General features: G+C 67.3%; 14 protein-coding genes. 7 read left to right on the forward strand and 7 right to left on the reverse strand.

All coding sequences use genetic code 11. From position 1 onward, the window contains the following. Positions 1–6: 6 nt before the first annotated feature. Genes QRN25_RS22470 through QRN25_RS22500 form a run of 7 tightly spaced genes read left to right on the forward strand, consistent with a single transcriptional unit; the run spans position 7 to position 7143 of the window. Positions 7–1452: a 3-oxoacyl-[acyl-carrier-protein] synthase III C-terminal domain-containing protein gene (locus tag QRN25_RS22470; protein ID WP_285021495.1), complete on the forward strand. Its 1446-nt coding sequence runs from the start codon at positions 7–9 to the stop codon at positions 1450–1452. A 1-nt stretch (position 1453) separates the two neighbouring features. Then, positions 1454–2650 (forward strand): acetyl-CoA acetyltransferase, encoded by a 1197-nt coding sequence (locus QRN25_RS22475; protein ID WP_285021497.1) that lies wholly within the window; start codon positions 1454–1456, stop codon positions 2648–2650. Continuing rightward, complete coding sequence (locus tag QRN25_RS22480; RefSeq protein ID WP_285021500.1) at positions 2650–3102, forward strand: MaoC family dehydratase; 453 nt, start codon at positions 2650–2652, stop codon at positions 3100–3102. The genes QRN25_RS22475 and QRN25_RS22480 overlap by 1 nt, the downstream gene beginning before the upstream one ends. After that, on the forward strand, positions 3099–3977 hold the full coding sequence (locus QRN25_RS22485) for an HpcH/HpaI aldolase/citrate lyase family protein (protein ID WP_285021502.1): 879 nt from the start codon (positions 3099–3101) through the stop codon (positions 3975–3977). Before QRN25_RS22480 ends, QRN25_RS22485 begins: the two co-directional genes overlap by 4 nt. Further along, the gene (locus tag QRN25_RS22490) at positions 3974–5152 is read left to right on the forward strand and encodes an acyl-CoA dehydrogenase family protein (RefSeq protein ID WP_285021503.1); all 1179 of its coding nucleotides are present in this window, start codon (positions 3974–3976) and stop codon (positions 5150–5152) included. Before QRN25_RS22485 ends, QRN25_RS22490 begins: the two co-directional genes overlap by 4 nt. A gap of 17 nt (positions 5153–5169) precedes the next feature. Beyond that, positions 5170–6153 (forward strand): thiamine pyrophosphate-dependent dehydrogenase E1 component subunit alpha, encoded by a 984-nt coding sequence (locus QRN25_RS22495; protein ID WP_285021505.1) that lies wholly within the window; start codon positions 5170–5172, stop codon positions 6151–6153. A 12-nt stretch (positions 6154–6165) separates the two neighbouring features. After that, positions 6166–7143, forward strand: coding sequence for an alpha-ketoacid dehydrogenase subunit beta (locus QRN25_RS22500; RefSeq protein WP_285021507.1), 978 nt, complete (start codon positions 6166–6168; stop codon positions 7141–7143). 161 nt (positions 7144–7304) lie between these two features. Here the strand turns inward: QRN25_RS22500 and QRN25_RS22505 are convergent, their stop codons facing one another. The 7 genes from QRN25_RS22505 to QRN25_RS22535 form a co-directional block, all read right to left on the reverse strand. Beyond that, positions 7305–8030 carry a porin family protein gene (locus QRN25_RS22505; RefSeq protein WP_285021509.1) on the reverse strand — a complete coding sequence of 242 codons (726 nt, stop codon included), beginning with the start codon at positions 8028–8030 and terminating at the stop codon, positions 7305–7307. Beyond that, positions 8023–8826 carry a hypothetical protein gene (locus QRN25_RS22510; protein WP_285021511.1) on the reverse strand — a complete coding sequence of 268 codons (804 nt, stop codon included), beginning with the start codon at positions 8824–8826 and terminating at the stop codon, positions 8023–8025. Before QRN25_RS22510 ends, QRN25_RS22505 begins: the two co-directional genes overlap by 8 nt. 162 nt (positions 8827–8988) lie before the next feature. Beyond that, a complete protein-coding gene (gene kce / locus QRN25_RS22515; protein ID WP_285021512.1) occupies positions 8989–9909 on the reverse strand; it encodes a 3,5-dioxohexanoate:acetyl-CoA acetone transferase in 921 nt (306 codons plus the stop codon). A gap of 19 nt (positions 9910–9928) precedes the next feature. Further along, a complete protein-coding gene (locus tag QRN25_RS22520; RefSeq protein ID WP_285021514.1) occupies positions 9929–11272 on the reverse strand; it encodes a protoporphyrinogen/coproporphyrinogen oxidase in 1344 nt (447 codons plus the stop codon). Further along, the gene (locus tag QRN25_RS22525; RefSeq protein ID WP_285021515.1) at positions 11269–12360 is read right to left on the reverse strand and encodes a spirocyclase AveC family protein; all 1092 of its coding nucleotides are present in this window, start codon (positions 12358–12360) and stop codon (positions 11269–11271) included. Before QRN25_RS22525 ends, QRN25_RS22520 begins: the two co-directional genes overlap by 4 nt. Further along, complete coding sequence (locus tag QRN25_RS22530; RefSeq protein WP_285021516.1) at positions 12357–13154, reverse strand: hypothetical protein; 798 nt, start codon at positions 13152–13154, stop codon at positions 12357–12359. The genes QRN25_RS22525 and QRN25_RS22530 overlap by 4 nt, the downstream gene beginning before the upstream one ends. A gap of 72 nt (positions 13155–13226) precedes the next feature. Beyond that, complete coding sequence (locus tag QRN25_RS22535) at positions 13227–14000, reverse strand: tyrosine-protein phosphatase (RefSeq protein WP_285021517.1); 774 nt, start codon at positions 13998–14000, stop codon at positions 13227–13229. Between the last annotated feature and the right edge of the window lie 35 nt (positions 14001–14035).

Raw genomic sequence — 14035 nt, forward strand, 5'->3', positions numbered from 1 at the left:
AGAACCATGACCGACTTCGGCATCACCGCATATGGCGCTTACGTCCCGCGCCTCAGGATCGAGAGGGCGCATATCGCTGCGGCCCACAAGTGGGCGGCGCCGGGATTGCGCTCCGCCGCCAAGGGCAGCCGCGCCTTCGCGAGCTGGGACGAGGACACGATCACCATGGCCGTGGAGGCCGTGCGCGATGCGCTGGGCGGCGGCGGGGCGCAGGGCGTCGAGGCGATCCGGCTGGCTTCCACCAACCTGCCTTATGCGGACCTGCAGAATGCCGCGATCGTGGCGGGGGCCATCGGCGCGGCGGGCTCGGTCGCCTGTTCGGACGTAGCGGGATCGCAGCGGGCCGGGACTTCGGCGCTGTTGCAGGCGCTGAAGGGCGGCGAGCGAGCGCTGGTCGTCGGCGCCGACAACCCGCGCGGCAAGCCTGCCAGCACGCAGGAGTTGAGCTTTGGTGCCGGTGCGGCGGCCTTCGTGCTGGGCACCGAGGGCGTGGTGGCGCGGCTGATCGGCTCAGCCACGTCGAGCGCGGTGTTCGTCGATCACTTCCGTTCGGCGGATGCCCCGGCCGATTATGGCTGGGAGGAGCGCTGGGTGCGCGATGAGGGCTACGCGAAGATCGTGCCGCCCGCCGTCAAGGCAGCGCTGGAGGATGCAGGGCTGGGCATCGGCGACATCCAGCACTTCGTCATGCCCTCCTACCTCAAGGGCGCGGCGGCGGCGGTGGCCAAGGCGATTGGCTTTGGAGGCACCGTGGTCGACGGCTTGGACGATGGCGTGGGCTATGCGGGCGCGGCGCATGCGCTGCTGATGCTCGCCGCCGCGCTGGAAACGGCGCAACCGGGGGACCGCTTGCTGGTGGTGGGCTTCGGGCAGGGCGCGGACGTGCTGGTGTTGCAGGCGACCGATGCGATCCTCACCCGCCGCCCGGCGCGCGGAGTTTCGGGCTCGCTCGCCGATGGGCTGGCGACCGACAGCTACCTGCGGATGCTCAGCTTCCAGGGCGGGATCGAGATGGAATGGGGCATGCGCTCGGAAAAGAGCGCCAAGACCGCGTTGACCGAGCAATACCGTTCCGCCGGGCAGCTTGAGGGCTTCCATGCGGGCGAATGCGGATCGTGCGGCGCGGTGCAGTTCCCGCAGTTGCAATACTGCGTTTCGTGCCATGCGCCTGCCGAGAATTTCGCGCAGGTTTCCTTGCGCGATGCCCCGGCCAAGGTGCTCACCTCCACCGCCGACTGGCTGTCCTACCACCCGGCGCCGCCGCTCAATGTCGGCTTCGTGCAGTTCGAGAACGGCGCGCGGCTGCTGATGGAGATGGTCGATGCGGGCGCAGCCGCGCTGGAGGCGGGGACGCCGCTGCGCATGGTCTACCGCATCAAGGAGAAGGACCGCCAGCGCGGCTACAACCGCTATTTCTGGAAGGCGACGCCGATCGGCGCGGGGAACAACTGACATGGCAACGGGCATCAAGGACAAGGTCGCCATTCTCGGCATGGGCTGCTCCAAATTCGGCGAGCGGTGGGACGCGGGTTCCCCGGAACTGATGGCGGAAGCCTTCGAGGAAGCGCTCGCCGACGCCGGGATCGAGCGCGGCCAGATCGAGGCGGCGTGGTTCGGCTGCTGGGGCGACGGGATCAACGTGGGCAATTCCTCGATTCCCGCCGCGATGGCGCTGCGGCTGGAGGGCATCCCGGTCAGCCGCGTGGAGAACATGTGCGCCACCGGCACCGAAGCGCTGCGCGGCGCGGTCTATGCGGTGGCGAGCGGCGCGGTGGACATCGCGCTGGCGATCGGCGCGGAAAAGCTCAAGGACACCGGCTTTGGCGGGCTGCCGCCGCCGTTCAAGGGCACCTTCAACGACATGTGGATGCCGATGGGCTCCGCGCCCGCCGGTTTCGCGCAGCTCGCGCCGTACTATCGTACCAAGTACGGCACCTCGAAGGAGGATCTGAAGCGCGCGATCAGCCATGTCTCGTGGAAGAGCCACCAGAACGGTGTCCACAGCCCCAAGGCGCACTTCCGCAAGGCGGTCTCGATGGAAACCATCATGAACGCGCCGATGATCTCGGACCCGCTGGGCCTGTTCGACTGCTCGGGCGTGTCGGACGGCGCGGCCTGCGCGATCGTGACGACGCCTCAGATCGCCCGCGCGCTGGGCAAGAAGGATCTGGTCACGGTCAAGGCGCTGCAGCTTTCCACCAGCTCGGGGCGCGAAACGCAGACGAGCGAGTGGGACGGCAGCTATGTCGCCACCACCCGCAATGCCGCCGCACGCGCCTATGCCGAAGCCGGGGTGAGCGATCCCGCAGCCCAGATTTCGCTCAGCGAAGTGCATGACTGCTTTTCGATCACTGAACTGGTGACGATGGAGGACCTTGGCTTCTCCGAAGATGGCCGCGCGGTGTTCGACATCCTCGACGGCAAGTTCGACCGCGACGGGGCGATTCCGTGCCAGATCGACGGCGGGCTCAAGTGCTTCGGCCATCCGATCGGCGCTTCGGGCCTGCGCATGGCTTACGAGGTTTATCAGCAACTGCTCGGGCGCGCGGGGGAGCGGCAGTTGTCCGCGCCGTCGCTCGGCCTCACGCACAACCTTGGCGGCGTGCCCTATCAGGGCATTGCGGCGATCTCGATCCTGGGGCTGCACTGATGGCGGGGCTGTGGTTCGATGAGCTGACGGTCGGGCAGAGGTTCGACCACGCAATCCGGCGCACGGTGACGGAGACGGACAACCTGCTGTTCTCCACGATGACGCACAACCCGGCGCAGCTTCACCTCGATGCCGAATATATGAAGGGCACGCCTTACGGCCGCCCGCTGATGAATTCGGCCTTCACGCTGGGACTGATGGTGGGGATTTCGGTGGGGGATACCACGCTGGGCACCGCCGTCGCCAATCTCGGCTGGGACGAGGTGCGGTTCCCTGCGCCGCTGTTCGCGGGGGATACCGTGCGGGTCGAGAGCGAGGTGATCGAGCTGCGGGAATCGCAATCGCGGCCCGGTCAGGGCGTCGTCACTTTCCTGCACCGCGCCTTTAACCAGAAAGACGAACTGGTCGCCTCGTGCCGGCGGTCGGGTCTGCAATTGAAGAGGCCGGCATGACCGCGCTGCGCTCGTTCCTGTTCATCCCCGGCGACAGCGAGAAGAAGCTGGGCAAGGTCGATGGCTGCGGCGCCGATGCGGTGATCCTCGACCTGGAGGACGCCGTGGCCCCCGCCGCCAAGCCGCTGGCGCGGCGGATGGTGGCCGATTTCCTCAAGGCGCGTCCGCGTGAAGAGCGCGCTGTGCAATTGTGGGTGCGGGTCAATCCCTTCGACACCGGCCTGACCGAGGCGGACGTCGCCGCGATCATCGCCGGTGCGCCGGACGGAATCATGCAGCCCAAGATCGACGGTCCGGCCTGCGTCGCGCGCCTCTCCGCACTGCTGGACGAGGCGGAGCGGGCGCACGGCATCGCGCCGGGATCGACGCGCATTCTGCCCGTGGCCACCGAAACCCCGATCGCACCGTTCCGGCTGGGCGACTTCGCGGGCGCGGGGCTTACCCGCCTTGCCGGGCTGACCTGGGGGGCGGAGGACTTGTCCGCCGCGATGGGGGCAAGCACCAACCTCGGCCCGGACGGCGCATGGGCGTTCACTTATCGCATGGTCCGCTCGCTCACGCTGATGGCGGCGCATGCGGCGGGGGTGCCGGCCTACGAGACGCTCTACGTCGATTTCCGTGATGACGCGGGCCTGCGCGCCTCCTGCCGTGAAGCCCGCGCCGAGGGCTGGGCCGGGCGCATCGCCATCCATCCGGCGCAAGTGCCGGGTATCAACGCAAGTTTCGCTCCGAGCGCCGAGGAACTCGCTTTCGCCCGCCGGGTGATCGACGCTTTTGCCGCGCAGCCCGATGCTGGCACGGTCGGGATCGACGGGCGGATGTACGACATTCCCCACCTCAAGGCCGCGCGCCGTACACTGGATTTAGCGCAATGACCGCGATCGCCCACTACAGCGGCAGCTTCGTCGAGCGCGACATCTTCGAGCCCGAGCACGATGCCTATCGCGACAGCGTGCGCCGTTTCGTCGAGACCGAACTCCAGCCCCACCACGCGCAGTGGGAGAAGGACGGCATCGTCCCGCGCTCGGCCTGGCTCAAGGCGGGCGAGGTCGGCATGCTGTGCCCCTCCGTGCCCGAGGAATACGGCGGCATCGGCGCGGACTTCCTCTACAGCGTGGTGATGATCGAGGAGATCACCCGCGCCAACGTCACCGGGCCGGGCTTCATGGTCCATTCCGAGATGGTCGCGCCCTATATCCTTGCCTGGGGCACCGAGGAACTGAAACGCGAATGGCTGCCGCGCATGGTCACCGGTGAGGTGATCGGCGCGCTCGGCATGACCGAGCCGGGCGCGGGCAGCGACGCCAAGGAGATGCGCACCCGCGCGGACCGCGACGGCGAAGGCTACCGCATCAACGGCCAGAAGACCTACATCTCCAACGGTTCGCAATGCGACATCGTCGTGCTTGCCTGCAAGACCGACCCTGCCGCCGGGGCCAAGGGCGTCAGCCTAATCGCGGTCGCGGCCGACCAGCCCGGCTTCGAGCGCGGGCGGCGGCTGGAGAAGATCGGCCTGAAGGCACAGGACACCGCCGAGCTGTTCTTCAACGATGCCCGCGCGCCGCTCTCGCATCTGCTGGGCAGCGAAGGCGCGGGGTTCGGCATGCTGATGACCAAGCTGGCGCAGGAACGCTTGTCGATCGGCATCAAGGGCCTCGCCGCCAGCGAAGCGGCGCTGCGCTGGACGGTGGACTACGTGCAGCAGCGCCGCCTGTTCGGGCAGGCGCTGGGCGACATGCAGAACACCCGGTTCACGCTCGCGCAGCTCTGTGCCGAAGTCAGCCAGGGGCGTGTGCTGGTCGACTGGGGTATCCGCCGCTTCATGGACGGGCGCCTGACCGCGACCGACGCATCCAAGATCAAGCTGCTTACCACCGAACTCAACGGCCGGGTCGTGGACCAGTGCCTGCAGTTCTTCGGCGGCTATGGCTACATGACCGAATACCCGATTTCGCAGGCCTACGTCGACGCCCGTATCTCGCGCATCGCGGGCGGCGCGAACGAGGTCATGCGCCAGCTCATCGCCCGCGACCTGTTCCGCGCGCACTGACATAAGAGGAGAGGTTCATGGCAAACTACCCCAGGCCCGATGCCGCCACGCTGGTGGAGATATACCGCAAGGCATCGTTGATCCGGCACAACGACCAGCGCGTCATCAAGGCGATGATGACCGGCAAGCTGATGACGCCGTACTATTCAGTGGCGGGGCAGGAGATCATCCCCGCCGCGCTGTCGGTGAACCTGACGGCGGACGACAAGATCTCCACCATCTATCGCGGCACCCACGACATGCTGGCCAAGGGCTTCCCGCTCGAACCGCTGTGGGCGGAACTGGCGGGCCGCGTCACCGGCAGTTGCAAGGGTAAGGGCGGGACGATGCACCTGACTCACCCGGAGACGGGCTGCATGGTGACGACCGGCGTGGTCGGCTCCTCGATGCCGATTGCGGTGGGCCTTGGCTGGGCGGCGCGGCTGGCGGGCCGGGGCGGCGTCGCGGTCGCCAACTTCGGTGACGGCGCGGCCAACATCGGCGCGTTCCACGAATCGCTCAACCTTGCGGCGCTGTGGAAGCTGCCGGTGATCTTCGTGTGTCAGAACAACCGCTACGCCGAGCATACCGCCTTCGCCAACTCGACGGCGGTGGAGAAGCTCTCCACCCGCGCGGCGGGCTACGGCATGGCAGGCGTCACGGTGAACGGCAACGACGCCGAGGAGATGTACGCCGCCGCCCGCGTGGCGGTGGAACGCGCCCGCGCAGGCGAGGGGCCGACGCTGATCGAGGCGATGACCTTCCGCTTCAACGGCCACCTCATCGGCGATGCCGCCGCCTATATCCCCAAGGACGAACTGGAAGCCGCCAAGGCCGCCGATCCGGTGCCGCTGCTGCGCCGCAAGGTCATCGACAGCGGCGCCGCGACCGAGGCCGAACTCGACGCCATCGACGAGGCCCACAAGGCCGCCATCGAGGCCGCCGTGGAGGCCGCCTTCGCCGCCGACTTCCCCGACCTTGCCGAACTCAAGCGCGATGTCTTCGCGAACGAACTGGCCTGAGAGAACAGCTCCATGGAAACCCTGAACCTCAACACCATCCAGGCCGTCAACCTCGCGCTGCATGACGCGATGAAGGCCGACGACACCCTGCTGGTCATCGGCGAGGATGTCGGCGACCGCGAGGAAGGCGGCGTCGTCGGCGCCACCAGGGGCCTGTCGACCGCCTACGGGACAGAGCGGGTGCGCTCCACCCCGATCTCGGAGCAGGCGATCATCGGTTCGGCCATTGGCGCTGCGATCTGCGGGCACAAGGTCGTGGCCGAGATCATGCTGATGAACTTCACCACGGTGGCGATGGACATGATCGTCAACCACGCGGCCAAGCTGCGCTTCATGTCGGGCGGGCAGACGCACGTGCCGATCGTGATCCGCATGATGACCGGCGCGGGCTTTTCCAACGGCGGCCAGCACAGCGATTACCTGGAAGCCTGGTTCGCGCACACGGCGGGGATCAAGGTGGTCGCGCCCTCCAGCCCGAACGAGGCCTATGGCCTGCTGCGCGCGGCGATCGAGGACCCGGACCCGGTGATCTTCATCGAGAACCTGCCGACCTACTTCACCCCCGCTGCGGTGACGCCCGAGGTCATCCCGCTCGGCAAGGCGAAGGTGGTGCGCGAGGGCGGCGACGTCACCCTCGTCAGCTACGCGGCGATGATGGGCCCGGTGAACGCGGCGGCCGAGGAACTGGCGGCTGGCGGCGTATCGTGCGAGGTGATCGACTTGCGCACCATCGCCCCGTGGGACCGTGAGACGGTGGTGGCTTCCGCCGCGAAGACCGGGCGCCTGCTGGTGGTCCACGAGGCCGTGCGCGCCTTCGGCGTCGGCGCCGAGATCGCGGCGGAAGTGAACGAGGAACTGTTCGGCAAGCTCAAGGCCCCGGTGCGGCGGCTGGGCGGGGCCTATTGCCCAGTGCCTTATTCCAAGCCGCTCGAAAACGCCTTCCCGCCCTCGCATGAACAGATCGTCGCGACGGTCAGGGCGATGGTCTGACCCGAGCGGCGTAACAAAGAACTCTCCGTCTGCCGCCGTGGCCGAAAGCCACGGCGGCTTTTTTCTCCTCTACCGTCATTGCGAGCGTAGCGAAGCAATCCAGGGCGGTTTGCACCTCCCTGGATTGCTTCGCTGCGCTCGCAATGACGAGGTGAGGTATCTCAAAACCGTGCCCGCACACCTACCAGCGGGCCGTCGGCGCCGAGGTCGATCGCGAACGGCACCGGCCCCGGCGAGGCGAAGTCCTGCTTCATATGCCGATACCCGGCGAAGACCTGCACCCAGGGCCGCAGCGCGTAGGACACGTCCGCCCGCACATCCAGCGAGTGCCGATCGCCCGAGCGCCGCCCGGCCAGCACTTTGCCCTGCACGCTCACCCGCCGCAGCGGCCGGGCGGCGAGTTGCAGGCCGATCGCGGGCTCCATCCACTCGCCCCGCACGGCGATAGCGGCCGGAACCTGCCCGAAGTGCACCTTGAGGTAGTTGTAGCGTAAGCCCGCGATGGGCGTCACGTCCACGTCGGGCGTCACGGCGAAGCGGTAGCCGCCGGTCAGTTCCGCCGCCACCGCCCGCACCGCCACGTCCTGTCCCAGCGTGGGCGCGAAGGCGTCGCGCTGGAAATCGACGCCGATCATCTCGACGGCGGCAAAGGCGGGGCCTTTCTCCAGCGACACCCGCCCCATCGCGCCCATCTTCAGGCCGGAGGCAAGGTCGACGGGCTTCAGGTCGATGGGCAGCACCAGCGGCCCCAGCGATACGGAACCGTCGATCGAGGGCGCCCACAGATAGGGCTCGATGCCGATGGTGACGGGCTCCTCGGCCTGAGCGGGCGCGCAGATGAAGGCGGCGGGCAGGACGCAGGCCCACCGCCATGAACGGTCAGGCATGGACGGGCGCGATCCCGGACGAGCGCCCGGCCGCTGGCACGGTGACGCACAGCTTGAGCGATATGAGATAGGCGAAGCTCAGCGACAGGCCCAGCGTCACCACCGTCGCCAGTTGCGTCACCCACACGCCCTGCCCGGAATTGAGCGCCAGCCACACCGGCCAGCCCGCCGCGATCTCGGCAGAGGCAGTGCCCGCAGGCACCAGGATCAGCGCGAAGAGGGCGCGCGGGCCGCGCAGCACGTCGTCGAGCAGGTGCAGGATCGCGCCGACGAAGATCGGCATCAGCGTGTTGGTCATCGCCATCCACACCGGGAAGCCCAGCAGCTTGAACGGCTGCTCTCCGTAATAGGTATAGATATGGCCGATCTGCAGCGCGGGCACTTCCAGCAGCAGGTTGGCGAACCAGCCGAAGAAATACAGCTTCCACAACTGCCCCCGGCTCATCCCTTCGCGAAAACGGCTATAGGCCCAGTAGCCCATGCCGCCGATGAACCACGGATAGGCGAAGACCATCCACAGCGGCACCGAGCGGTTGAACAGCCGGTACATCGGCGTGGTGTCCACCTCCGCCCACCAGACCAGCACGGCGACGTCGTAGATGCACTCCTGGAAGGAGGCGATTCCCGCGCCCGCCAGCACCAGCAGCGGCAGCCAGCGCCCGGTGCGCTGCATGTCGCGCCAGCCATAGGCCAGCGCGGCGATGAAGATGCCGATACTGAGCGCGAGGATATACGGATAGAAGGGCGACATCGCCATGTTGACCGGCGGATCGGGCATCTGGTTCGGCAAGTTCACGGCACGTCTCCCTTCTGGTTGTTGTCGTTGTTGTTAGAGCGTGATGGGCCTTTTCCCCCTCGTCATTGCGAGCGGAGCGAAGCAATCCAGGGCGGTTTGCGCTGCCCTGGATTGCTTCGCTTCGCTCGCAATGACGAGGTGAGTGGGTTAGTCGTGATCATGTCAGAACCCCACTTTGTCGCCGCCCTTGAGGCCGAGGATTTCGCGGGCTTCGGCAGGCGTGGCGATCTCGCCGCCGAGGCCCTCGATGATCTGGCGCACCTTGGTGACCTGCTGCGCGTTGCTGGTCGCAAGCTGGCCCTTGCCGATCCACAGCGAGTCCTCCAGCCCCACGCGCACGTGGCCGCCCATGCTGGCCGCCATCGCCGCCACCGGCATCTGGCTCGCGCCTGCCGCCAGCACCGACCAGCGGTAGTTATCGCCGAACAGGCGGTCGGCGGTGCGTTTCATATGCATCACGTCCTCGGGATGCGCGCCAATGCCGCCGAGCAGGCCGAAGCAGGTCTGGATGAACAGCGGGCCTTCGACCAAGCCCTCCTTCCAGAAGTAGTGCAGGTTGTAGAGGTGCGCCGTGTCGTAGCACTCGAACTCATAGCGGGTGCCGGTCTTGTTCAGCGTTTCCAGCGCATAGCGGATGTCCTTGAAGCTGTTGCGGAACACCAGATCATGGCTGGCCTCCAGCATTTCGGGCTCCCAGGCGTGCTTCCACTCCCGGTCCTTTTTGAGCATCGGGAACAGCCCGAAGTTCATGCTCCCCATGTTGAGGCTGGCCACTTCGGGTTGCCACGTCTCGGCGGGTTTCACGCGGTACTCGACGGGCATGTAGGGCGAGGCGCCGGTGGTGATGTTCACTACCACGTCGCTCGCCTGCTTGATGACCTTGAGGAACGGCGCGAAGTCTTCCGGTTCATGCACCGGCTTGCCGGTTTCAGGATCGCGCGCGTGCAGGTGAACGATCGCGGCGCCTGCCTCTGCCGCCTCAAGCGCGCTCCGGGCGATCTCCTCAGCCGTCACCGGCAGATGCGGCGACATCGACGGCGTGTGGATCGAGCCCGTCACGGCGCAGCTGATGATGGTCTTCATGCGAATATCTCCGAAGGGTTCAGGCGGCCGCGCGCGGACGGGCGGGCAGTGCCTCCAGCGCCTGCGCGAGCCGCACGGCGGCTTCCTCGCCGCTAACGAGGGCGCCGTTGCAGCCGGGAATGCGGTCGAGGTCGGAGGCGAACTGCACCCGCGCCGACCGGTCCAGCCTTTGCGTGTAATCCGCGATCAGGCGGAAGCGACCCTTGTCGAGATTGGGCACCGATTCCGGCCAGCGCACCACGTTGAATTGCTCCATCCGCCCCGGCGCGATGCCATAGTAGGCGCGCGCGCGTTCCGCCGCGTAATCCAGCACGTCCTCGTCGCTGAGGTTGGCGCTGCGTTCGAGGTAGTCGTGGCTGAGCAGCACGGTGTACAGGCTCTTGCCCTCGGGCGCGCGGCAGGGGGCCTTGTTGTGGTCGGCGATGACGGCGACGGTGTCCGCGTCCTCATAAGGTGTGGGCAGGTAATAGGTGGCCGGATCGCTCGGCCGCGTGTCGTAGCCGATCGCGATGTTGCCCAGCTTGCGATAGCGCACCGTCGAATAGAGCGCGCGGGTGTTAGCATCCATCTGCGGGTACATCGCCAGCGCAGGTTCGGCCGTGGTGGCGATCACCGCGCCGTCGAACGTCTCGGTGCGGCCCCGGCTGGTCACTTCGACGCCGCGTCCAGTATCCGCCACGTTCTCGACCGGCGCGCTGAGACGCAAGTCCACATGGCGGCCGAGCGCGACGGGCAGCGCCATCACGCCTTCGTTCAGGTTATAGACCGAAGGCGCCAGCATGTTGCGGATCGTCCAGAACAGCAGCGCGATCGAGGTGTTGTCGTCATCCGCCGCCCATGTCCCGCTGACGAGCGGGCGGCCGACATAGTTGTGCAGTTCCGCATTGAGCGCGCGCTTGCAGTATTCGCCCACCGTTTCGACGTCGATCTCGGCCAGCTTCGTATAGTCCGAATAGCCAAGGCTGGCCCGGTTGCGGAAGGTGTCGAGGCCGAGGCGCAGCGCCTTCAGCTTGCTCGGCCACGACAGGATCGAGGTGGAGAGCGCTGTCGATACCGGGCGGTTGTAGTCGAAGTGGTGGCGCTTGCCGCCCCGCATGGTGGCGCCGATGGCGGGGATGTCTGACATCTGCGGCGTCAGGCCCAGTTCGTCGATCAGGCGGATCGCCTCGCGATAGGTGCCGAGGTATGCGGACATGCCGGCGTCCATCAGGAAGTCGCCCTTGCGCAGCGACCACATGCGCCCGCCCACGCGGTCCCGAGTCTCGAACACGGTGGCGGCCCAGCCGCGCTGTTGCAGGCGATAGGCGGCGGTCATGCCCGCGATGCCGCCGCCGATGACGGCGACCGAACCTCTGGTGGTCATTTCGAAAGCTCCTGCGGGATGCGGTTGGTGGCGCTGTCGCGGCGGGCGAAGGGCACGCCGGGGCCGGGGCAGTCGTAGGCGGTGCTGGGGCCGCACATCCCGGCGGTGAGCCAGGGTTTCTCGGCCTCGCTGATGGTGAAGGGGCCGCCGTGCAGCGCCCAGAACATGTAGGGCAGGTTGTAGGTGACGAGGATGCCGGTCTGGAGGAACCCCACCAGCGCCAGCCACCGTGCGAGGGTGCGGCGCTTGCCGGGCGGGGCGATCATGTCGACGTGGCGGTCGGCCACCGTCTCGCCGCGCGCGTCGCGAAAGTGCAGGAGGCTGGCGGCGAACGTGTAGGTCCCCGCCCAGGCGACCATCTCATACAGCGGGAACTGGTGCGCGGTCCCTGCGAACAGCGTCAGCGCCGGGATCGTGCTGGGATAGACGAACATGCCGGTGCGCAGGATGAAGCTCTCGATTACCAGGTCGAAGACGCAGAAGCCCGCAAAGCCGATGGCGATGATCTGCAGCGGCGAGAAGCGCGGACGATTGCGGCCCGGGCGCGGGCGGTTGATCCGGTCCATGATCTTCGCGCCTGCATAGGCGGGGAGGCCATAGATCCAGAAGTAGCCCAGCCCCGCGAAGGCCAGCGGCAGCGGCGTCAGGTGGGCGGTGGGGTTGGAGACGGGCAGGGTGCCCATCCAGCTGCCCATGTTGAAGAACAGGTCGTTGTAAAGCAGCTGCGGGCGGACCCAGCTATGCCACGGCTCCTGCACCACCATCGTGAAGCAGGCGAGGAAGTAGAGCCCCTCGAAGCTAAAGCGCCGGTCGCGCACCAGCGGGCCGAGGATGAAGCGCCACAGGATCCATGCGGTCAGCGCCAGCATCGCCACTTCCAGCCCACGCAGGAACAGCACGTAGCTGGCCGGGGCGGATGAATGCCCGAAGGTGTTGGGGCGAAAGTCCGGCCCTGTCACCCAGGCGATCATGCAATAGGCGAACAAGGCGACCCAGAACGCGCCGACGCCGATCCAGACTTTCGTGGCGGTGGCGTGGAGGGGGCGCTCTGTTTGCGTAACGTGCGCCTGCGGGGACATGCGGTTCATGCGGCCCTCATCGGTGTCAGCGGATGTATCGCGCCGGGGCGCGGTGCCACGGAGACCGAGCGCGCGACCATGGCGACGATGGAGCAGGCGATCACCACGCTGGCGATCCCGCCCAGTTGCGTCAGCACAGGGCCGAGGCCGCTGTTGATGACGTACCACGCAGGCCACCCGGCGGCGGCGTTGGCCCCGGCGCTGGCGCAGACCATGACCGGCACGATCAGCAGCAGCTGCCAGCCTTCAACCCGCCGCGTCACTTGCGTCACGGCATAAGCCGAAGTCAGCGAAATCAGCGCGTTGACCGCCGCCCACCACAGCGGAAAGCGCCCGATCAGCAGCGGCTGGTCGCCGTAATAGGTGTAGATGCCGGTGCCCAGCACCACGGACTCGAGCACGAAGTCGGCGAGCACTTCGCACAAGTAGATCGTCCAGATCGTTCGTGCCGAGACGCCGCGCTGCATCATCTGCCACAGCACCGCGCTGCCGACGCCGAAGTACACGAAGTAGGTCAGGCACACCCACAAGGGGATCGCGCGGCCCCAGCCGTGCAGGAACATGCGCGAGCTTTCCGCGAACCAGACGCCGGCGGTGGTGTCCACCAGCGGCTCCATCAGCATCATGCATCCGCCGCCGATGAACATCAGCAGGACCACCGGGCTGCGTGTGCGCGCAAGACTGAACAGCGCATAGCCGAGCGCGCACAGGAACAGGGCGCCCATCACGAAAACGACGATGCCGTCGACATGCGGATCGCCCGTCAGATCGGTTGGCGGGTAGGGTATCAGGGAATGCTGCATCTTGCCTCTCCCAAGGCTGGTGCAATTAGTACGTTTGTACTAAACACCAATTAGACGCTAGCGTACTACCTGTCAATCGTCTCGTCGCACCAGCAGGGTGCCGCGCAGCCGCGAAAGGATTTCCCCATTGATACCGCTTGCCGCGAAGTAGCCTTCCACCGAACCCGCTTCCTGCCGCACGGCGAAGAGGGCGGCCCGCAGATAGTCCGGGGCGACGCCGATGAGCGCATCGACCAGCCCGGGATCGGCGGCCGCGCGGCGCGACAGCATCGTGCGCGCGACGTGGTCGCGCAGTGCGTCCATGCCCGGCGCGCCTTGCGTGCGCAGGTAGTCCGCCAGGATCGCCTCGTCATCGACGCCCAGCAGCGCCAGCAGCAGGGCGACGAGCGTGCCGGTGCGGTCCTTGCCCGCCGTGCAGTGGACCAGCACGCGGCCCTCTCCCGAGGCAATCCGGCGCACCGCTTCGGCGAACAGCGGGCGATACCAGCGGTCGAACGGCAGGGCTGCGTAGAAGCCGACGTAGGCGCGGCGGATGTCGGCGATGCTGGCGTCGGCGGCGCGCATGATCTGGAAATGCGGCGCGTCCCGGTTCGCCGCGCCGTCATGGGCGATGAGTCGCGCCAGCCGGTCTTCGGGCCAGGGGGACAGCTCCTTGCGCCGCTCCTCGGCGTAGCGCAGGTCCACCACCACGTCGAAATCCATGTCGATCATGAAGCGCGCGTCCACATCGTCCAGCCAGCCGAGATGGCCGCTGCGGAACAGCCGGTCGCTGCGTACGCGCATGCCGTCGGCAGCCTCCAGGCCGCCGAAGTCCCGGAAGTTTATAAGGCCGTACGTGGTTTCCATCGGGTGTCTCCTGAAACTGTCTTCGCGGCGAGGGC

Source organism: Novosphingobium sp. fls2-241-R2A-195 (assembly GCF_030209485.1).
Classification (GTDB): domain Bacteria; phylum Pseudomonadota; class Alphaproteobacteria; order Sphingomonadales; family Sphingomonadaceae; genus Novosphingobium; species Novosphingobium resinovorum.